The sequence below is a fragment of the Chitinophaga sp. OAE865 genome, assembly GCF_040546735.1.
In the GTDB taxonomy this organism is placed as follows: Bacteria; Bacteroidota; Bacteroidia; order Chitinophagales; family Chitinophagaceae; genus Chitinophaga; species Chitinophaga polysaccharea_A.
The window spans coordinates 252986-273651 of record NZ_JBEPOF010000001.1 but is presented as its reverse complement, the minus strand read 5'-3'; the positions used below and the strand labels follow the sequence as shown (position 1 = coordinate 273651).

Here is a 20666-nt window from a genome sequence, read left to right as displayed (position 1 = left end):
TTAAATAATATGTGTAATCAGTCCGTCCCGCAGCTTGGGTTCAAACCAGGTGCTTTTCGGTGGCATCACATTTCCGCTGTCGGCAATGTCAAACAGCTGCTGGATGGTAACCGGGTAAAGGGCAAATGCCACTTTCATTTCCCCGCTGTCTACCCGTTTCACCAGTTCTTCCAGGCCGCGGATGCCGCCTACAAAATCGATACGTTTATCGGTACGCTGGTCTTTGATGCCGAGCAGTTTGTCCAATACATTATTGGAGAGGATGGTTACATCAAGGATGCCGATCGGATCGGTGGTGTAGGTGCCTTCTTTTGCCACCAGGCGGTACCATTTGCCGTCCAGGTACATGCTGAATTCATGCAGCATGGAAGGTTGTTGCGGCAGGTGCCCGATCTCTTCCACGGTGAAGTCGTAGTCCAGTTGGGAAAGCAGGGCTTCCTTACTGAGGCCGTTGAGATCTTTCACTACACGGTTATAATCCAGGATGGCCAGCTGGCTGGCCGGGAAAATGGTAGTGAGAAAATAATTTACGGGGTTATCGACTGAAGTGATCTTTCCTTCTTTTTCAAATCCGGCCCGTACCAGGCTGGCGGAAGCGGCGCGGTGATGGCCGTCTGCTATGTAGGTACATGGCACTTTTTCGGCAAAAAGGGTAGTGATCTCCTGGATGGCTGCGGGGGTATTGATCACCCAAATAGTGTGCTGGATATCATCATCAGCAGTGAAGTCGTATACTGGTTGGTTATGTTCCTGCCAGTGATCTACCAGTGCGTTTATTTCCGGCACATCGTTATAGGCAAGGAATACGTTGCCGGTTTGTGCTTTGGTGGTTTTGATATGATTGATACGGTCCAGTTCTTTATCGGGCCGGGTAAATTCATGTTTTTTAATGATGCCGTTATCATAGTCTGATAAAGAGGAAACGCATACCAGGCCGGTTTGTGAGCGGCCGTTCATCACCAGCTTATAGATATAATAGGCGGCCTGTGGTTCCAGGAAAAGGGTGCCCTCCTGTACCATCCGGTGCAGGTTTTCCGCGGCTTTGTCATATACAGGCTGGCTGTGGGTATCTGTCCCTTCCGGCAGATCTATTTCAGATTTTGAAACATGATAATATGAATAAGGGTTACCGGATGCCGCTGCTTTGGCTTCTTCCGAGCTGAGTACGTCGTAGGGCCTTGCAGCTACTTTTGCTGCCAGATCTGCTGCTGGCCTTAATCCATTAAACGGTTTTATAATAGCCATGATGTAGATATGTGTGAGTGGTAAATGTAATAATAAAAAAAATACGGAGTTGCAGACGGGGGGTATGTCTGCAACTCCGTATTTAATTCAGGATATTTTTTATGCCTTTTTCAGGGAGAAGTATTTCATGGCTTCCACCATTACTTCTACGCTTTCGTATGGCAATGCGTTATACATAGATACGCGGAACCCACCGGAGAGACGGTGTCCTTTGATACCAACAATGTCTTCTTTTTTACAGAATTTCAGGAACTCTTCCTCCATTTCCGGTTTATCCATGATGAAGCAGGCATTCATTTTACTACGGTCTTCTTTCACAACGGTGCCGCGGAACAGCGGGTTGTGATCAATTTCGTCGTAGAGTAATGCGGCTTTTTTCTCATTGATCTTTTCAATGGCAGGAATGCCGCCCTGTTCTTTAAGCCACCGGAGGGTTAGCATAGAGATGTATACGGCAAAAACGGGAGGGGTATTCAGCATGGAACCGTTTTCGATATGGTTCCTGTAATCCAGTATAGCCGGTATTTTGCGTGTTACCTTGCCCAGTATGCTTTTCCGTACAGCTACCATGGTAGCGCCGGCGGCGCCCATATTTTTCTGTACACCGGCATAAATCAGCGAGTACTTGTTAAAGTCCATGCTGCGGCTCATGATATCACTGCTCATGTCTGCTACCAGGGGAACGTCGGTAACAGGCGTCATTTGCCACTGCGTACCATAAATGGTATTGTTGGTGGTAATGTGCAGATAGCTTGCCTGTGGCGGGATGGTAAACTGTTTGGGAATGTGATTGTAGTTGCTTTCTTTGGAGCTCGCCACAACGTCGGCGAAGCCAAACAATTTTGCTTCTTTGATGGCCTTGTTAGACCATACTCCGGTATCCACATAAGCGGCGGAATCACTGCTTTCCAGCAGGTTCATCGGCACCTGCATAAACTGCGTGGTGGCGCCGCCATGTAAAAAGAGTACTTCAAAGTCGTCATCAAGCTGCATCAGTTCCCTCACCAGGTTACGCGCCTCGTCCATTACCGCTACAAACGGTTGTGTTCTGTGGCCAATTTCCAGTATAGACATCCCCGACCCCTCAAAGTCGATCAGAGCTTTACTGGCCTTGTACAATACCTCGTTGGGTAATACAGAAGGACCTGCGTTAAAATTATGCACCTTCATGTTGCGATTCAGATTAAATTCATTTTTTGATCTTTCCACTTTGTTTTGGTTTTTCTAAGGAAACGGAAAAAAAACGGCACGGGTGTTTTAAAACCAGTAAGGCGCGTGGTGTAGGACAGGCTAAAAGATGGTATGGGCAAAGATAAAATTTCTTTTCTAATTATTAAGTAATACCACAAATATTTTAACCGGGCTACTCCTCTCTCACCTTCAGCTTACCTTGCAGCCATTCACGCTGCAGCTGTTCCATCTCCGGCAGATCCTCCGGGGTAAGGGCTGTATGGGCCAGTTCCTGCAACGAGGGCTGCCCTGCATTTACCCAGGCGGTATACCAGGCGGCTGCCACAGCCGCTATCGCATTTTTCATCCTTCGTTCTACCATGTCGCCCATGGAAAGCGCGTATGCTTTCGTATAGTCTTCTGCGTAAGTACGAATTAATACCCCGTTCCGGTTTTCATATCCGTAACGTCTTCCCGGAGGGAACTGTTCACTTAACCGTTTTTCGCAGGCCAGCACTGTATCTGCGGCCATTCCGCTTACCCTGATAATATTCCAGATATACTTTCGGGGCTCGGAGATATAAACTGCTTTTCCTGCCCAGTAATCGAAGGTCTGGTCGGCCAGCAATTCAGGGATGCGGGATTCCCACAGGCCATGGATTCCCTGCTGGCCGGTAAACTGGCCATTGTGGTTGGAGCAAACATGTAAAGGCACATGTGCATCCGCTATATAATGACCCATTTCAGCAGAAAGCCGCAGGATGCGGCGGGCGTCTTTTTCCCGGAAAGCGGCAGTGAGCATGGCCAGCATCTTTTCAAGATGCCAGGGTAAAATGCCATTCCTGTTGAGCGAGTCGGCACCGTATTTTGCTACCGCATCCGCCCAGTTGCGGGGGATCTGCGCGTAGGGCGGCCTGTCGAACAGATCAATGTCGATATAATGCCGGGCGCCTTCTTCAGCTACGGCATAACGGCGCTTGTCCGGATCCGTGGCATGTGCTGTGATGTACTCCAGGTGCGGCTTATAGAAGATCATCATTTCAGGCGGCAGGCAAAACACTGCCAGCCGGTTGATCCGCTGGTGCGCAAAAAAGCCCCATGCATAAACGGTTACATTGCAAAATAAGAAAATGGTAATGAACGCGGGAATCCGCAGGCTGGTGTGGGTTAACATGTCGCTATATTTTTTGGGAAGACGAATATAGCGAAAAAAAGAGTGCTGATATTTTATCTCCAGGGATAAAAAAATATCAACATTGTTGCAGCAAATGTTTTTGTCAGGTCATATATGGGTAACCCCACCGCTTACGGCAAATTTCATAGCCTCGCCGGCGGAAACGTTGGTGAGCGGTTTAACCTTTTCCTTCGGCACCATAAACACCTTACCGGTAATGGCATAGGCATGCGGCACATATACGGCCATGTATCCCTCCAGGCCCAGGTTGCTCACATCGGTTTGCGTAATGAATCCCATCTCCCAAACATCTACCCCGTAAATCTGTACCAGCACAGGGTGATCAAATTTTTTCTTCTCCCCTACAAACGCATCAAATACATCTTTGATAGAGGTATAAATATATTTAATAAAGGGTGTACGTTCCAGGAGATGATCAAATAAATCAAAGATCCGCCCTATGATAAAGGAGGAGCTCAGGTAACCTACCACGATGATCAGCAGCAGCACCAGGGCAAATCCCACCCCCTTATACTTGAGGAAATTAAACGAGGCATCTTCGGGGATCAGTTCCTTCGGAATAATATTATCTATAGTAATAAACGCCCAGTACAAGGTAAGCGCAGTAATACCAATGGGCGCCAGTATGAGCAGTCCCTGAAAGAAGTAACGCAGCAATCTTGATGCAAATACTTTTAATCTAAGCTTTGGCGACATGGTTTGTGATTAGGGCTGCAAATTAGACAATAAACCTTAAAGGAGGAAGTAAGGGCCAGTTAATTGAATGTTGCCACATTTAAAAAAATAGTACTGGAAACTTTGGAAGTTTGGAAAGTTTCCATAGTTTTGTTCTGCATTACTACAGGGTTAACGCCGCAATTTATGGAAGTACAGGAACGCATTATGGACACGGCTTTCAGCCTTTTCCGTCAGTTTGGTACCCGCTCCATTACAATGGATGACATTGCTGAGAGGATGGGTATCTCGAAGAAAACACTTTATGCTCACTTCACTGACAAGGACGATATGGTTTGTCAGACCATTGGCCGGTTCATAAATATCGTTACGAAAGACTGTATGGAAGACCGGAAAAAATCGAAAGACGCCATTGAAGAATTATTCCTGGTAATGGATATGCTGGACCGCCGCCTGCGCAATATGAACCCGGTCATTGTCCTGGATCTGCAGAAATTCCATTCCAAAGCCTACCAGCTGTTCCTCGATTACCAGAATAATACCCTGGCCACCATGATCCGGGAAAACATGGAAAGAGGTATCAGCGAAGGAGTATACCGGCCCGATATCGACATTAAAATACTGACACAGTACCGCATTCACGGATGTATGATCTGTTTCCAGCCGGAAGTGTTCCCCGCCGCCAATGATATGAACAAAGTGCAGAAAGTGTTGCTGGAGAATTTTTTATATGGCGTGGCATCTGTAAAAGGATACCGGCTTATTGAAGAATATAAACAACTATCGCAAAATAAATAACACTATGCTATCAATCAAAAGGCTCACCAGTATGGCTTTTATGGTGTGGTTGCTGAACCTGGCCATTACTGCCGGCGCCCAGCAGCAGGTTTCGCCTGAACCCATCCGTTTGTCTGCCAAAGAAGCGGTCGACTTTGCCCTGGCCAATCAGAGCACAGTTAAAACCGCTAAACTGGACGAACTCATCCAGCTGGCGAAAAACAAGGAGGTTAGCGGCCTGGCACTACCCAACATTGCCGGTACCGGTTCTTACCAGTACAACCCGATTACCCAGAAACAGATGTTTAACATGAGGAACTTTGGTCTGCCCAAAGATTCCTTTACTGTTGTTTCCTTCCAGCTGCCGCATAACCTCCTTGGCGAAGTAAGACTTACACAGGTGATCTTCGACCCAAGTGTGCTGGTAGCATTGCAGGCGCGCAAAACCCTGGAAGACCTGGTATCCCAACAGGTGCAGAAAGCGGAAATAGATGTGAAATCCAGCGTGTACAAAGCCTATTACAATGTACTGTCTGCCAACAAAGCGCTCCAGATCCTCAGTGAAAACATCACCTCCCTGGAAAAGATCCTCAATGAAACCAAAGAGATCTATAAAAACGGTCTTGTTGAAAAACTGGATGTAGATCGCCTGGTGGTGCAATACACCAACCTGCAAACAGAGCAAACAAAACTCCGCAACCTGGTTGAACTTGGCACTGCTTCGCTCAAATACCAGATGGGCATGCCATTGAAACAGCAGATAACGTTAACGGATACACTCTCTACAGAGAAGATCGTGGCAGATGTACTGGATATGGACAAATTCGATTATTCACAACGTATCGAATACCAGTTGCTGCAATCACAGAAGAAAGCGAATGAATATGATCTGAAAAGATATAAGCTGAAAGGTTTGCCTTCCCTGCAATTGTTCGGTTCTACCGGCGCGCTCAGGGGAAGTGATAAATTTGATTACTTCCAGAACCAGATGTGGTACGGTTATGTAAACACAGGGTTGAACCTCTCTGTTCCCATCTTCACGGGGATGCAGCGCAAGCGGCAGGTAGACCAGGCATGGCTGGCAGTAAAGAAAAGTGAAGTAGCCATTGAAGATGCAAAGCTGGGCATCGACCTGGAAAGAGAACAGTCGTATTCCACGTTTAAGAATAACGTGCTTACACTGGAGGCGCAGGAGAAAAATATGGAACTGGCGCAGGACGTATATCATACCACCCAGATCAAATACAGGGAGGGCGTAGGTTCCAGCCTGGAAATGACTACAGCGGAAAACGACCTGCTCACTGCACAGAATAATTATTTCACTGCATTGTTTAACGCTATTGTAGCAAAAGTAGACCTGCTGAAATCATACGGCAAATTATAAGCTTCATTATTTCTATCACCATTCACTACTAACTATATGACCAAAAAATATGCTTTCCTGATCCCTGCAATCACACTGGTGTTCGCTGCCTGCGGTGGTGGAGGAAATAAATCCGAACAGCTGGAAAAGCTCAAACAGGAGAAAGTAAAATATAATGAGGAGATCGATAAGAAGATAGCAGCACTGGAAAAAGAAGTAGGAGTAAAAGATACGCTGCAGAAAATGAAAGATGTTACGGTAACAGCAATTACCGATACCATATTTCAACATTATATAGATGTGCAGGGAAGTGTAGACGCCCGCGAAAACGTAAACGTTTCCGCCCGTGTGCCCGGCGTCATCACCAGTATCCTGGTAAGAGAAGGGCAGGCCGTAAGGCAGGGTCAGACCCTGGCCCAGGTAGACGACCAGGTACTGAGGGCCAACATGGCTGAACTGCGTACCCAGCTTGAACTGGCCAACACGCTGTTTGAAAAGCAGAAGAACCTGTGGTCACAGAAAATTGGTTCTGAAGTACAATACCTGAATGCAAAGAACCAGAAAGAAAGCCTGGAAAAGAAGATGGCTACCCTGCAGGACCAACAGGCGCAAACCCGCATTATTGCCCCGATCAGCGGTACTGTAGATGCGGTGATCGCCAAAGTGGGAGATAATGCCGCCCCCGGTGCACCAGCCTTCCGCGTGGTAAACGCCAACAACCTGAAGGTAACCGCCAATGTTGCAGAAGCTTATGCCGGCTTGCTGAAATCAGGCGATGAAGTGATCCTGTCTTTCCCGGATATTAACCGTGAAATACGCAGCACTATTGGTTTTGCTTCCAGGACCATTGATCCGCTGAGCCGTACCATCAAAATTGAAGTGCCGCTGAAACCGGATGCAGGCCTGCGTCCCAATATGATTGCACGTATCAGGATCGTAGACTATACCGCCAAAAATGCAGTAGTGATCCCTGTAAGCGTGATCCAGTATACTTCAGGAAAACCTTATGTAATGGTAGCGCAAAACGCCAACGGTAAAATGGTGGCACAGCGCAAAACAATAGATCTGGGCCGTACATACAACGATAAGGCTGAAGTCAGGAGTGGCCTGGCATCAGGTGATAAAGTAATCACTACCGGTTTTCAGGGGTTGAATGATAACGACCTGATTAAATTATAAAGCTGATTCACACAGCCAAAACCAAGCGTATGCAAGATAATCTCCATAAAGAATTTAAGCCTACCAGCTGGTCCATTGATAATAAGGTGAGCGTATACGTGGCTACCATTATCATTGCATTTGCAGGTATACTTTCTTATATCAACCTGCCCAAGGAGCAGTTTCCGGAAGTAGTGTTCCCGCAGTTCTATATCAACACTATCAATGCCGGTACTTCCCCGGAAGATATGGAAACAACGGTCACCAAACCGATAGAAAAACAACTGAACGGCATCTCCGGTGTGAAGAAGATCAAGAGTACTTCCATGCAGGATTTCTCTGCCATCACCATTGAGTTCAATGCCAATGAAGACATTGAAGCCGCGCGTCAGCAGGTGAGGGAAAAAGTGGACGATGCAAAGAAAGATCTTCCGCAGAATCTTACCCAGGAGCCGCAGATCGTGAAGATAGATGTGTCGCAGATCCCTATCATGAACGTGAACCTTTCCGGCGACTTTGACCTGCAAACCCTGAAGAGGTATGCAGATGATATGAAAGACCGGATTGAAGCGCTGAATGAAATTACCCGTGTAGACCTGGTAGGGGAGCTGGAGCGGGAAATCCAGATCAACGTGGACAAATACAAGATGGACGCTGCCAAGATCAGCTTTGACGATATCATTGGCGCTATCCAGGGAGAAAATATTACGATCTCCGGTGGTCTTGTTGCTATGGATGGCCAGAAGCGTACCCTCAGCGTAAAAGGAGAGTATAAGGACCCTTCAAGGATAGGAAATATTATTGTACGGGGACAGTCGGGCGCAACAGTATACCTGAAAGATATTGCCAACGTGGTAGATGGTTTCCTGGAACAGGAAAGCTATGCGCGCCTTGGCGGTAAAAATGTAATTACGCTGAACGTCATCAAGCAGAGTGGTAAAAACCTCATTGATGCATCTGATAAGATCCAGGCCATTACAAAGGATATGAAGGAAAATTATTTTCCTAAGGGACTGGATGTAACTATCACTGCAGACCAGTCGAAATCCACGCGTGTAACGCTGCATGACCTGATCAACACCATTATCATCGGCTTCCTGCTGGTAACCGTTATCCTTATGTTTTTCATGGGAGCAGTGAACGCGATCTTCGTGGCGCTGTCTGTACCCATTTCCATGTTCATCGCGTTTTTGCTGATGCCGGTGTATGGGTTTACATTAAACATGATGGTGTTGTTCTCCTTCCTGCTGGCATTGGGTATTGTGGTAGATGATGCCATTGTGGTGATAGAAAACGTGCACCGTATCTATAATGAGCGAAAGGACCTGGGCATTGTGAAGGCGGCTAAAATAGCCGCGGGGGAAGTGTTCCTGCCGGTATTTTCCGGTACGCTTACGGTACTGGCGCCGTTTGTGCCGCTGTTGTTCTGGCCTGGTGTGATCGGTAAGTTCATGTTCTACCTGCCGGTTACCCTGATCACAACGCTGGGTGCTTCCCTGGTGGTGGCCTATATCATTAACCCCGTGTTTGCGGTGGACTTTATGGACAGGCATGAAGGAGAGAATCATCCGAAGCCTAAGTTTGATAAGAAATTCAGCATCCTTTCCGGTGTATTTGCGCTTATAGCCCTGATAGGCTATGCCAACGGCAGTATGGGAGTAGGTAATTTTGTAGTATTCCTTTACCTGATGATCGTACTGGAGCGTTTCTGGTTAGGTGGCGTGGCACGTCGCTTCCAGCATGGGTTCTGGCCAAAGGTACAGGAGCGGTATAAACGCATATTACAGTGGTGCCTGCTGGGATGGCGCCCGGTATGGATTATAGTAGCCACATTTGGGCTGCTGATCTTCAGTATCATGTTAACGGCTATACGAAATCCCAAGGTGGTATTCTTCCCCCAGGCAGATCCCAATTTCATTTATACTTATATAGAATTGCCTAACGGGACCGACCAGAAGTATACCGATTCTATCACCAACCTGGTGGAAAAGCGTATTACAAAGGTGGTAGGAGATAAGAACCCGATTGTAGAGTCTATTATCTCCAATGTGGCCAAGGGCGCGGGTGATCCTTCACAGATGGACCTCAGCGTGCAGCCGCAGAAAGGTAAAGTGACGGTGGCTTTCGTGGAGTTCGGTGCAAGGAACGGGCAGTCGACCGTACAATATCTCGATAAGATCCGCGAAGCGGTAAAAGGTATCCCGGGTACAAATATTACAGTAGAGCAGGAGCAGGGTGGTCCGCCAACCGGTAAGCCCATTAACATTGAAATATCAGGCGACAATTTTGATGAGCTCACCAGTACGTCGTTCAGGCTTAAACGTTATCTCGATTCCCTGCAGATCGCCGGTGTGGAAGAGCTGAAAAGCGATTTCGAAGACAACAAACCGGAGATCGTGGTGAATATAGACAGGGAGAGGGCGAATGCAGAAGGTATTTCTACCCGTCAGATAGGTATGGCACTCCGTACAGCGCTGTTTGGATTTGAAGCCTCCAAGATCCGTGATGCAAAGGATGAGTATAAGATTATGATAAGACTGAATGAGGATCAGCGGAATAATATCAATAACCTGATGAACCTCAACCTGGTGTACAGGGATATGAACATGGGTGGGGCGATAAGGCAGGTACCGTTGTCGGCCGTAGCGGATATTCATTATTCCAATACTTATGCAGGTATCCGGCGTATTGACCAGAAGCGTGTAATTACCCTGTATTCCAACATTTTAACCGGTGCGAATGCCAATGAGGTAGTGCAGCATATTGAAACATCGCTGAAGGATTTCACGCATCCGAACTCTGTGACAATAAAAATGACCGGTGAGCAGGAAGACCAGCAGGAAACCATGAACTTCCTGGTGATGGCGATGCTGGGTGCATTTGGGCTGATCCTGATGATTATGGTAACCCAGTTCAATTCCATTGGCCGTCCGATGATCATCTTTATGGAGATCCTGTTCAGTATTATAGGCGTGTTCCTGGGCTTCTCCATCTTTAAAATGGATATTTCCATTGTAATGACGGGGGTAGGTATTATGGCCCTGGCAGGTATTGTGGTGCGTAATGGTATTGTACTGGTTGAGTTTACGGATCTGCTGATCCAGCAGAATACGCCGGTATATGAAGCGGTAGTGGAGGCGGGCCGTACCCGTATGACCCCGGTAATACTGACCGCCATTGCTGCAATCCTGGGGCTTATTCCGCTTGCAGTGGGCTTTAATATTGATTTTGCCGCCCTGTTCAGTGAATTCAAGCCGCATATTTTCTTTGGAGGAGATAACGTGGCCTTCTGGGGGCCGCTGGCCTGGACAATGGTATACGGGCTGATCTTCGCTACCTTCCTGACCCTGGTGCTGGTGCCGGTGATGTACGCTATGAACAAGCGCTCCATAGATGTGCTGGACAGGTTTAACATGCCCCGCTGGCTGAAATATGTGCCTTTCCTGGTATTGATCCTCAAGGCTGTGTTCATGAAACGGGAGGAGGTAAGGAAATTGCATGATCCGAAATATTTATCGCCCAAGCCATATAATTTCTTCCCACAGCCGGAGGCCGATGAGGAGCCGGTATTAGGGAAGAAAAAGGTAGAGGGAATTTCCGTGAATTAAACTTTTTTTCAATACAGTGTAACAGTTGTAGGTTAACAGTCTCCGTCCCGATTCTTCGGGACGGATTTTTTTTGTATATTACACCCGGAAAGAGTTTTTTTCTTTCATTAACAAATTTTAACATTTGGAATGAGTGGCATTTGAAAAGCCTTTATTACTTTTGACCCCTCAGACAGTTGTTGACACGTTACTAGCCATATACAGCCTTAGCCTTATATGCCATATGATAAAGTAAGAGAGAATATAATATAAAACTAAGACGCCTGTTTTGAACAGTTAGGCCATTTTGCCTGTAATAATAATCAGTATAAGCAGAGAAATAAGATAATCAGCACAGCTTTCTTGACAACAGCAGTACCGCCATTAAAAGAATAATAATAAGGCGTAAGATTGGAAGACCATGGAGTATGTAGCATCATTAGCATTTGCTAAGGAGAAGGACCAACAGGATACCTTAAATAAATTCAGAGATCAGTTTTATTTTCCACAACGTAACGGAAAGGACGCTATTTATTTATGTGGTAACTCGCTCGGATTACAGCCCAAAAATGTGAAAAAGGCGATAGAACAGGAATTGGCGGATTGGCAGCAGTGTGCGGTGGAGGGATATTGGTCGGCTAAAAATCCATGGTTATATTATCAGCAATATTGCAGTAAGCCTTTAACAGGTATATTGGGTGCGGGCCAGCAGGAGCTGACGGTGATGAATACTTTAACGGTGAACCTGCATCTGATGATGTTAAGTTTCTACAGGCCAAACAAAGTGCGGTTTAAAGTGTTAATGGAGGCAGGAGCATTTCCCAGTGACCAATATGCCGTTGAAACCCAGGTAAAGTTACATGGATACGATCCGGAGAGTGCAATCATAGAAGTTTCCCCGCGACCCGGAGAATATTTGCTAAGATTAGAAGATATTTTGGAGATTATTAACAGAGAAAGTGATAGCTTAGCACTGGTTTTGTTTGGAGGTATAAATTATTATACCGGACAGTTTTTTGATATACCCGCTATAACAGCAGCTGCACATAAAGCAGGCGCGTACGCAGGTTTCGACCTGGCACATGTAGCAGGAAATATACCGGTAGAGTTGCACAATTGGGAAGTAGATTTTGCCGTTTGGTGCTCATATAAGTACCTGAATGGCGGACCCGGCGCAGTAGGAGGCGCATTTGTGCATGAGAAACACGCCAGCGACCGTGATTTTTTGAGATTAGGAGGCTGGTGGGGCAATGAAGAGAGTGCACGTTTTAAAATGGAAAAAGGGTTTGTGCCTAAAAAAGAAGCTGAAGGATGGCAACAGAGCACCGCTCAGGTGTTTAACATGGTTAGCCTGAAAGCATCCCTGGAATTATTTGAAGCGGCCGGTATCGGCGCTTTACGTAGCAAAAGTGAAGGAATGACCAATTATCTTGAATTTCTTTTACAACAGTTAAAAGGCATAAATTTCCAGATTATAACACCGAAAAATTGTAATGAACGTGGCGCTCAGTTATCTTTGTTGTTCCTAGACAAAGGTAAAGAGATACATCAACGGATGACCGATGCCGGTATAATCGTTGACTGGAGAGAGCCCGGGGTTATCAGGGTATCACCGGCACCCTTATATAACTCCTATCAGGACGTATTTCATTTTTATGAAATCATAGCTAATATTGCTTCAAACGCTTAATTAAGTAAGATGACTTTTGAGAGAAACGAACGCCCCCGCAGGCCTTATTCTTCTGATACCAACAAAGAGAATGATCCCAATAAGGAGAAAGGCGATGACAAACCCAATTTAAATAACGAGCGGGAAGGCGGCAAACCCGACTACAACAGTGGTGGCTCAGAAGGGCGCACTGGTTACAATCGAGAAGGCGGATATCGTCCGCGTACAGACTACAATCGTGACGGCGGAGGCTACAACCGTGAAGGTGGTGGCTATGATCGCGGCGGCGGTGGTGGCTACAACCGTGATGGTGGTGGCGGCAATTACAACCGTGATGGCGCAGGTGGCGGCTACAACGGTGGGGGTGGATACGACCGCGGTGGCGGTGGTGGCTACAACCGCGGTGGTGGTGGTTACGGCGGCGGTGGATACGATCGCGGCGGCGGTGGCGGAGGCTACAACCGTGGCGGTGGTGGATACGATCGCAGTGGCGGCGGCGGTGGTTATGATCGCGGCAGCGGTGGCGGATACGACCGCAGTGGCGGTGGTGGATACGACCGTGGCAGTGGTGGTGGATACGATCGCGGCGGTGGCGGCGGTGGTTACAACCGTGGCGGTGGCGGCGGTGGATACGATCGCGGCGGCGGTGGCGGTGGTTACAACCGTGGCGGTGGCGGCGGTGGTTACGATCGCGGCGGTGGCGGCGGCGGATACAACCGTGGCGGCGGCGGTGGTGGTTACAACCGCGGCGGTGGCGGCGGTGGTTACAATCGCGGCGGCGGCGCACCAAGACAGGGAGGAAGACCTCAGCGCTTTGAGCCAAAACCAGACAATAAAATATACTTTATCGCACTGCTGCCAACTGCAGAAGTAGGTAAAGAAATTATAAAAATCAAGCAGGAATTTGCAGAACAATACGGACCAATGTACGCATTGAAAGTATTACCGCATATCACCTTGCAGGTTCCTTTCACTGCTGATCCGGCACTGGAAAAAGCTTTCTGCGACGAACTGACGGAATTTGCCAAAACACAGGCACCTTTCGAAGTTTCCCTGAAAGGCTTTGGTACTTTCCCGAATAAGCAGAACCGTGTATTGTTCATCAACGTGGAAAAAAGTGAAACCATGTCTGCTATGCACCGTCAGCTGATCAACTTCCTGCGTAAGGAATTTGGCTTCAGCACCATGCTGGCACGTACAGGATTTACTCCACACGTTACCGTGGCATTTAAAGACCTGGAAGATGAGCAATTCAACAAGGCATGGCCTGAATATGAAAACAAGGAGTATGAGGCTACATTTAAAGTAAATAACCTCTACTTCCTCCGTCACAACGGTAAATCATGGGAAGTGCTGCAGAAATGCAAATTAGGTGGCGCCTGATAAAGGATCCCCTTAAAATAATGAAGGCCTCCGCAATTGCGGGGGCCTTCTCGTTTTAAACACAGACAGTATAACAGTGTAGGTAACACGAAGTTTGGATCATTTACTGCTTTGCCACCCTGCCCGAGCCTTTTACATCTGCTACCACTTTCGCCTCACCGGTATAAAAAATATTCCCGCTGCCGTAGATCCTGGCGTCCAGGTTTTTTCTTACATACACGCCATGCTCACCGGAACCGCGGATGGTAATATGCGCCTGCTGCACCTCCAGGTTCATCGCCGCGATATTACCGCTGCCATTGATTTCACTGTTCAGCGAACCTGCAAATCCCCGGAGCTTGATGTTGCCGGAACCATTGATGGAGGCGTTCAGGTTGGCAACATCCAATACCAGGGCTGCATCGCCACTGCCATTGATCTCATACTTAAATAAGGAGGTATGTATGGTATCCTGATTATCTAAGGATCCCGAACCATCGAACTTTATACGTTGAAAAAGAGGGTTGTGCACATATATTTTCATTGGCTGGTGATTGCGGATATTGACCCGGTTTTTTACCCGGATAAATAAAGTGTTGCTGCGCATACCTGTTTCTATAGCCCCGATAATATTATCCTCCGCCTTTATTTCTACTTTTGAATTGTTTTCCTGCAACAGGTGTACCTCAAATGCCCCGGATATTTCCACATCCGTGAAAGGGCCGGTACTGCGGGTTTCCGTTACCACATTGCCGGAGCCGGAAATACGCTCTTTTGTACAACCGGATAAAATAATGCTGAAGATGGCAATCATCAGCAGCAACCATCCAATACTCAGACTTGTATACGTTATAATAAACTGCTTTTTCATAAACATCATTTTAAAAAAGGAAGTACTTTAAGAAATGACGCTTAGAGAAACATTTACCCCTACATGGCAGAAAAGATTATGTTTAAAAAGGGCATAAATGAAAGAAGCCGGCCGTACAGACGTACGGAACCGGCTTTTTGATTAACCCCTATGAAAACAAACTATTGCTCTTGTTTAATGTTCTAATTTAATTTCTCCTAAATCAGTGGATTTTCCATCATCCACTTTAACATCTGTAACAGTTGCAGGCTTATATGGCGCTTTCGCTCCTATAATAACGGTGTATGCCCCTGGTTTAGCATTCTGAAAATTAAATGCGCCATCAGTAACAGGCGATGTTAAGGTGTCTGTTCCCTGGATGGCCCACGCTTCGGTGGCTCCTTCCGCCGGTGTTACTTTACCTGCTATGGTTCCGCCATCAGCGCCTTTAAAGGCGAATGCTCCAAACGCTACAGCTGCAAGTGCTAACATGCTTACTTTTATCTTCTTCATAGCTTACAATTTTTAACGGTTTAACAATAAAGGTTACATGGTAAGTAAATGTGTTAGCATTTTTTTCACTGTTTTAAGATGTAAAAGAACTTGTTGTTATAACCGATTTTTGCAATTACGATGCCATAATATTTTGAGCCCCGGCATTTAACATATCTTTTGGAAGACATTAACAAAAACGATAAAGCGCATTCAAAAAAAAGGCCGTCACATTCACTGTGACGGCCTTTTAAAGATATTATCGCTATCGCTTATCTCCTGTTCAACTTACTCATAAGACGGAGTATTTCCAGGTATAACCAAACCAGGGTAACCATCAGTCCGAAAGACGCATACCACTCAAAGTATTTGGGAGCGCCCTGCAAAGCACCCTGTTCTATCATGTCAAAATCCATGATCAGGTTCAGGGCTGCAATAGCCACCACCACCAGGGAAAATATAATTCCAAACGTGCCACTGCTGTGGATCAGCGGCATTTCAATGTTAAACATGCGCAGTACGATGGCGATCAGGTAAAAGATACCAATACCCAGGGTTGCCGTCATCACAATTGATTTAAAACGCTCGGTTGCCCGGATAACACCTGTGCGGTACAGGATCAGCATGGCGATAAAAGTACCAAACGTTAAGCCTACGGATTGCATTACAATGCCCGGCCATTTTGCTTCAAACATGGCGGAAATAGCTCCAAGGAACAAACCTTCTGCTATAGCGTATGCGGGGGCCAGGTAGGCCGACCATTCTTTTTTGAAAATGATGACCAATGCCAGTATAAATCCGCCTATAGCTCCACCAAATGCCAATGGCAACACACTGCCGCTATTCCTGTAAAATTCTCCCCATGAAAAGACGGCTGCTGCCATTAACATCAGGAGCATAAAAGACATTTTATTCACCGTACCACGGATCGTCATGGTTTCCCCTGCAATGTGAGGCGCTTTATCAAATACACTTTGCTTTAGTACAGGGTTGTTCGATTGAAAGAGTGCCATAAAGTATAGTTTAAATTTAATGGCTTAAAAATACGACTTGATTTGATACCAGTGGCAGTTATCCTGCTCAAAACGGGTAAAATTAGCATTTCTATAACCATAACTTCCCGTTATCAGCCATAACTATAAGTAATGGGAATGCTTTATTCTGATAAGAATAGTCTACTAAAGTTGTGTACTTTTGTGATCGGATCGGGAATAATATTGCAGGCCAGTGGGTTCCTAGCTCCCGATTACCTAAATTTACATCTTTAAAAAAGAATACCTTAAAAGATAAATAGATGCCTAATACTTCGATTCAACAGCTGGAGGATGTAGTGATAAAATTTGCAGGCGACAGTGGAGACGGGATGCAGTTAACAGGTACCCAGTTTTCGAATAATACCGCGTTATTCGGCAATGACCTGAGCACATTCCCCGATTTTCCGGCGGAGATCCGTGCCCCGATAGGTACTTTGCCGGGTGTGAGCGGCTTCCAGCTTCACTTTTCTTCTAACAGGATATTTACCCCGGGCGATGCCTGCGATGTACTGGTGGTGATGAACGCCGCCGCATTGAAGGCGAACCTGAAAGGGCTTAAAAAAGGCGGCATTATCCTCGCCAATACAGATGGTTTTGATGCCAAAAACCTTCGCCTGGCTAACTACCCCGAAGGCGTAAATCCGCTGGAAGACGGCTCCCTGGCCGCTTACCAGCTGCATACCATGGATGTGACAAAAATGACGCGTGAAGCGCTGAAAGATACTACCCTGGGTATGAAGGAAAAAGACCGTGCGAAAAACATGTTCGTGCTGGGATTCCTGTACTGGCTGTACGACCGTAACATGGAAAATACGGAAGTATTTCTCCGGGAGAAATTCGGCAAAAAACCGGAGATCCTGGAAAGTAACCTGAAAGTACTGCATGCCGGCTACAACTTTGCAGATACCGTAGAAGCCTTTACCACCCGCTACCGTGTGGAAAAAGCCCGGATGGAGCCAGGTACGTACCGCAGCATCACGGGCAACACCGCCCTGGCTTATGGCCTGGTAGCAGCTTCGCAGAAAGCAAACCTGCCGCTGTTCCTGGGTACCTATCCCATTACCCCGGCCTCTGATATCCTGCATGAGCTGAGCCGCTTTAAGAATTTTGGGATCCGTACCTTCCAGGCGGAAGACGAAATTGCCGGTATTACCTCCGCTATCGGCGCCTCCTATGGCGGTCATATGGGGGTTACCACTACTTCAGGCCCCGGCATGGCCCTGAAAGGCGAGGCAATGGGCCTGGCCGTAATGCTGGAAATACCATTGATCATCGTTGATATCCAACGTGGGGGGCCTTCTACCGGTTTACCTACCAAAACGGAACAATCGGACCTGTTACAGGCATATTACGGCCGCAACGGGGAGTGCCCGATGCCAATCGTTTCCGCATCCACTCCTGCAGATTGTTTCGATGCTGTATTTGAAGCTTTCAGGATCGCTGTAAAGCATATGACACCGGTTATTTTCCTCAGTGATGGTTATATCGCCAATGGTTCCGAGCCCTGGCGCTTTCCCAAAGCAGCAGACCTTCCCGGTATTGAAGTGAAATTCAAAAAAGGCCTGGAAGAAGGAGAAGAGCAATTCCTGCCTTATCATCGCGATGAGAACCTGGTACGCCCCTGGGCAGTACCCGGCACACCAGGCCTGGAGCACCGTATTGGCGGCCTGGAAAAGCAAAACATCACCGGTAATGTTAGCTATGACCCGGAAAATCACCAGCTGATGGTCAAGATCCGCCAGGAAAAAGTAGATAAGATTGCAGATCATATTCCATTACAGAAAATTGAGCTCGGTCCGGAAAAAGGAAAAGTCCTCGTGCTAGGCTGGGGATCTACCTATGGCGCCATTAAAAGCGCTGTACTGGACCTGCTGGCAGAAGGACATGAAGTAGCACATGCACATATCCGTTACATCCGTCCGTTCCCTAAAAACCTGGGAGAAATATTGCACAGCTACGATAAAGTACTGATCCCTGAAATCAATAACGGGCAGCTGATCAAAGTGATCCGCGATCAGTACCTCATTGATGCACAGGGTTATCATAAAATAATGGGCGTACCTATTACAAAGGGGGAACTGATCACAAAGATCAGGGAAATGCTCGCGTAAGCTATTATTTTTAAAGCACACAATAAAAAATCCTGTCCGTTGTGACAGGATTTTTTGTATTTTCCTTGACGGGAAGACATTTACAGCTACTACTTCCTCAGGAAAATATTGTTAGTTTAAGTCAACTATTATGAATAGTCTTTTAAGGTTTTTGTTTACCACTATTACAGTAGCTGTATTGTATTTGCAGGCAGGTGCCCAAACCAATACTTTCGAAGTGCGTATTGCCAATCATGCTGTAGGAACCATTGAAGCTAACCGCAAACTTACCGGCGCTGCCAAAAGCATCATTATAAGAACACGGATCCAGATAATGCTTTCAAAGATCAACAGCGATATTGTGAGCGAATATAATAACAACGTACTGACCAATGCCAGGGTATCGAGGGTATCCGGTAAAACCGGTGAAGATAAACAGGCCATTGTGAGGCGTAACGGTAAAGAATATACGATAATAGTGAATGGGGAAAAATCGGTACTGGATACTGAAATAGAAGAGTGTGTAGCAGATCTTTACTTCGCGGAGCCCAGGCAGATAAACCGGGTATTTTCCGAAACGCTTGGCCGTTTCCTGCCATTGAAATCACTGGGTGGAGGTGTGTATGAGCTGATATTGCCGGAAGGAAAAAAGAATGTGTTCAGGTATGAAAACGGCACCTTAATGTCGGTAGAAGTAAATCATGCACTTGGTAAAGCCATGTTTGTAAAAATAAGCTGAGAAGGAGATGATTATCCTGGCAGATGTACCGGGACAATCACCTCCATCTTATTAATTATAATACCTGTTCAATGATCTGCCCGCTCGCTTTATCTTTCAGGATCAGTTTCTTTGCCCCGAAATGCGTCATCTCTTCTTTTACCAGGTAATATTGATCGTTGTAGTCGGTTAAGGTTTTTGCTTTGGTAAGCCCTTCCTGTCCGCGCCATATTTCCAGTTGTACCGGTTCCCACTGCTTGGTGGCAGCGCTTTTGTAAGCCGCATCCAGGATAGCGTTCACCACGTAACCATCATAGAAAGTTTCATTGGCTTCCCTGCCGGCCTCCATCGCATCAAACATATTGGTGAACATGTGATTATATCCCAGTTCATTGAGCTCATCTCCAACGGGAAACAGCCAGCCGGAGTTGCTTTCTGCTTTCTCGGCTACATAATCAGCGCCTTTGCCGGTGGTAAACATATCAAAGCCGGTACGTAAAAAGCTGTTGAGCCAGATGGTGCCTTCTGTTCCCATTACTTCATCGCGCAGATCGAGGCCGCCGCGGAAAGTCCAGCTTACTTCAAACTGGCCGATAGCGCCGTTTTCATATTTCACCAGGCCAATGGCATGATCTTCAGCATCAATGGGTTTTACCTGTGTATCTGCCCAGCACATCACTTCTACCGGTTTAATATCTTTCCCGATAAAGTTGCGGCCTATTTCCACGCAGTGGCAGCCCAGGTCAAGGATACAACCACCACCGGCCTGTTCTTTATCCCAAAACCATTCGCTGTGCGGGCCGGGATGCGTTTCCCTCGACTTAGCCCAGAGTATCCTTCCCAATGCCCCGTCTTTCACGCTTTGCAGCGCTTTAAGGAACTTAGGAGTGTACACGAGGTCTTCCAGGTATCCATGGAAGACACCTGCTTTTTCCACTGCTTCCAGCATCCGTTTTGCTTCCTGGGCGTTGCGTCCCAGCGGTTTGGTACAGATCACTGCCTTTTTATGCTTGCAGCACAGATCGATGGCTGCTTCGTGCAGGTTATTGGGGAGCGATACACAAACTACATCTACTTCTGCACGGGCAATGGCGGCTTCCATTTCCGTGGTCTGAAAAGCGACGTCATAATCTGCGGCGAATTTTTGTGCGCTTTCTTCCCGGCGGGAATACACGCTTACAATTTTATCGCGGCTGCGTTGCCCCTGCAGGGAATCAGCGTAGAACCGCGCAATAAAACCTGAACCAAGCATTGCTATTTTTGCCATAATAATCGTTTTGC

General features: G+C 46.9%; 16 protein-coding genes. 8 read left to right on the top strand and 8 right to left on the bottom strand.

The window, feature by feature from the left end; all coding sequences use genetic code 11:
* The 4 genes from ABIE50_RS01085 to ABIE50_RS01070 all read right to left on the bottom strand — a co-directional run bounded on the left by ABIE50_RS01085 (position 1) and on the right by ABIE50_RS01070 (position 4306).
* Entirely contained in the window at positions 1-1245 is a 1245-nt protein-coding gene (locus ABIE50_RS01085; protein ID WP_209856774.1) for a DUF1015 domain-containing protein, read from the bottom strand.
* A gap of 99 nt (positions 1246-1344) precedes the next feature.
* Positions 1345-2415: a 3-phosphoserine/phosphohydroxythreonine transaminase gene (gene serC / locus ABIE50_RS01080; RefSeq protein ID WP_209856777.1), complete on the bottom strand. Its 1071-nt coding sequence runs from the start codon at positions 2413-2415 to the stop codon at positions 1345-1347.
* 193 nt (positions 2416-2608) lie between these two features.
* Positions 2609-3589, bottom strand: coding sequence for a zinc dependent phospholipase C family protein (locus tag ABIE50_RS01075; RefSeq protein ID WP_354027833.1), 981 nt, complete (start codon positions 3587-3589; stop codon positions 2609-2611).
* Positions 3590-3697: 108 nt separating this feature from the next.
* Entirely contained in the window at positions 3698-4306 is a 609-nt protein-coding gene (locus tag ABIE50_RS01070; RefSeq protein WP_209856780.1) for a DUF502 domain-containing protein, read from the bottom strand.
* 165 nt (positions 4307-4471) lie between these two features.
* Here ABIE50_RS01070 and ABIE50_RS01065 point away from each other — a divergent pair, with 165 nt between their 5' ends.
* The 6 genes from ABIE50_RS01065 to ABIE50_RS01040 all read left to right on the top strand — a co-directional run bounded on the left by ABIE50_RS01065 (position 4472) and on the right by ABIE50_RS01040 (position 14222).
* Positions 4472-5083, top strand: a complete 612-nt coding sequence (locus ABIE50_RS01065; RefSeq protein WP_209856782.1) for a TetR/AcrR family transcriptional regulator — start codon at positions 4472-4474, stop codon at positions 5081-5083.
* Positions 5084-5087: 4 nt separating this feature from the next.
* Positions 5088-6446 (top strand): TolC family protein, encoded by a 1359-nt coding sequence (locus ABIE50_RS01060; RefSeq protein ID WP_209856785.1) that lies wholly within the window; start codon positions 5088-5090, stop codon positions 6444-6446.
* A gap of 36 nt (positions 6447-6482) precedes the next feature.
* Complete coding sequence (locus ABIE50_RS01055) at positions 6483-7604, top strand: efflux RND transporter periplasmic adaptor subunit (protein ID WP_209856787.1); 1122 nt, start codon at positions 6483-6485, stop codon at positions 7602-7604.
* A gap of 29 nt (positions 7605-7633) precedes the next feature.
* Positions 7634-11191, top strand: coding sequence for an efflux RND transporter permease subunit (locus ABIE50_RS01050; protein ID WP_209856789.1), 3558 nt, complete (start codon positions 7634-7636; stop codon positions 11189-11191).
* A gap of 400 nt (positions 11192-11591) precedes the next feature.
* Positions 11592-12860, top strand: a complete 1269-nt coding sequence (gene kynU, locus ABIE50_RS01045; protein ID WP_209856791.1) for a kynureninase — start codon at positions 11592-11594, stop codon at positions 12858-12860.
* 9 nt (positions 12861-12869) lie between these two features.
* Positions 12870-14222 (top strand): 2'-5' RNA ligase family protein, encoded by a 1353-nt coding sequence (locus ABIE50_RS01040; protein ID WP_354027832.1) that lies wholly within the window; start codon positions 12870-12872, stop codon positions 14220-14222.
* Positions 14223-14325: 103 nt separating this feature from the next.
* On the opposite strand, the gene ABIE50_RS01035 is transcribed toward ABIE50_RS01040, so the two are convergent.
* From ABIE50_RS01035 to ABIE50_RS01025, 3 genes are all read right to left on the bottom strand, one after another.
* Complete coding sequence (locus ABIE50_RS01035; RefSeq protein ID WP_209856793.1) at positions 14326-15072, bottom strand: head GIN domain-containing protein; 747 nt, start codon at positions 15070-15072, stop codon at positions 14326-14328.
* Between the two features lie 174 nt (positions 15073-15246).
* On the bottom strand, positions 15247-15564 hold the full coding sequence (locus ABIE50_RS01030; RefSeq protein WP_142685579.1) for a carboxypeptidase-like regulatory domain-containing protein: 318 nt from the start codon (positions 15562-15564) through the stop codon (positions 15247-15249).
* Positions 15565-15815: 251 nt separating this feature from the next.
* Positions 15816-16556 (bottom strand): Bax inhibitor-1/YccA family protein, encoded by a 741-nt coding sequence (locus tag ABIE50_RS01025; RefSeq protein ID WP_142685580.1) that lies wholly within the window; start codon positions 16554-16556, stop codon positions 15816-15818.
* Positions 16557-16837: 281 nt separating this feature from the next.
* On the opposite strand from ABIE50_RS01025, the gene ABIE50_RS01020 reads away from it, so the two are divergent.
* Both ABIE50_RS01020 and ABIE50_RS01015 read left to right on the top strand, forming a co-directional pair.
* Entirely contained in the window at positions 16838-18688 is a 1851-nt protein-coding gene (locus ABIE50_RS01020; RefSeq protein ID WP_142685581.1) for a 2-oxoacid:acceptor oxidoreductase subunit alpha, read from the top strand.
* A gap of 130 nt (positions 18689-18818) precedes the next feature.
* Positions 18819-19406 carry a DUF6134 family protein gene (locus ABIE50_RS01015; protein WP_209856795.1) on the top strand — a complete coding sequence of 196 codons (588 nt, stop codon included), beginning with the start codon at positions 18819-18821 and terminating at the stop codon, positions 19404-19406.
* 55 nt (positions 19407-19461) lie between these two features.
* Here ABIE50_RS01015 and ABIE50_RS01010 read toward each other — a convergent pair whose 3' ends face one another.
* The gene (locus tag ABIE50_RS01010) at positions 19462-20652 is read right to left on the bottom strand and encodes a Gfo/Idh/MocA family protein (RefSeq protein ID WP_209856797.1); all 1191 of its coding nucleotides are present in this window, start codon (positions 20650-20652) and stop codon (positions 19462-19464) included.
* Positions 20653-20666: the final 14 nt, after the last annotated feature.

Bases quoted from the DNA above. Each gene is read 5' to 3' on its own strand.
- ABIE50_RS01085 (WP_209856774.1), bottom strand. From the start codon at position 1,245: ATGGCTATTATAAAACCGTTTAATGGATTAAGGCCAGCAGCAGATCTG.
- serC (WP_209856777.1), bottom strand. From the start codon at position 2,415: ATGAAGGTGCATAATTTTAACGCAGGTCCTTCTGTATTACCCAACGAG.
- ABIE50_RS01075 (WP_354027833.1), bottom strand. From the start codon at position 3,589: ATGTTAACCCACACCAGCCTGCGGATTCCCGCGTTCATTACCATTTTC.
- ABIE50_RS01070 (WP_209856780.1), bottom strand. From the start codon at position 4,306: ATGTCGCCAAAGCTTAGATTAAAAGTATTTGCATCAAGATTGCTGCGT.
- ABIE50_RS01065 (WP_209856782.1), top strand. From the start codon at position 4,472: ATGGAAGTACAGGAACGCATTATGGACACGGCTTTCAGCCTTTTCCGT.
- ABIE50_RS01060 (WP_209856785.1), top strand. From the start codon at position 5,088: ATGCTATCAATCAAAAGGCTCACCAGTATGGCTTTTATGGTGTGGTTG.
- ABIE50_RS01055 (WP_209856787.1), top strand. From the start codon at position 6,483: ATGACCAAAAAATATGCTTTCCTGATCCCTGCAATCACACTGGTGTTC.
- ABIE50_RS01050 (WP_209856789.1), top strand. From the start codon at position 7,634: ATGCAAGATAATCTCCATAAAGAATTTAAGCCTACCAGCTGGTCCATT.
- kynU (WP_209856791.1), top strand. From the start codon at position 11,592: ATGGAGTATGTAGCATCATTAGCATTTGCTAAGGAGAAGGACCAACAG.
- ABIE50_RS01040 (WP_354027832.1), top strand. From the start codon at position 12,870: ATGACTTTTGAGAGAAACGAACGCCCCCGCAGGCCTTATTCTTCTGAT.
- ABIE50_RS01035 (WP_209856793.1), bottom strand. From the start codon at position 15,072: ATGAAAAAGCAGTTTATTATAACGTATACAAGTCTGAGTATTGGATGG.
- ABIE50_RS01030 (WP_142685579.1), bottom strand. From the start codon at position 15,564: ATGAAGAAGATAAAAGTAAGCATGTTAGCACTTGCAGCTGTAGCGTTT.
- ABIE50_RS01025 (WP_142685580.1), bottom strand. From the start codon at position 16,556: ATGGCACTCTTTCAATCGAACAACCCTGTACTAAAGCAAAGTGTATTT.
- ABIE50_RS01020 (WP_142685581.1), top strand. From the start codon at position 16,838: ATGCCTAATACTTCGATTCAACAGCTGGAGGATGTAGTGATAAAATTT.
- ABIE50_RS01015 (WP_209856795.1), top strand. From the start codon at position 18,819: ATGAATAGTCTTTTAAGGTTTTTGTTTACCACTATTACAGTAGCTGTA.
- ABIE50_RS01010 (WP_209856797.1), bottom strand. From the start codon at position 20,652: ATGGCAAAAATAGCAATGCTTGGTTCAGGTTTTATTGCGCGGTTCTAC.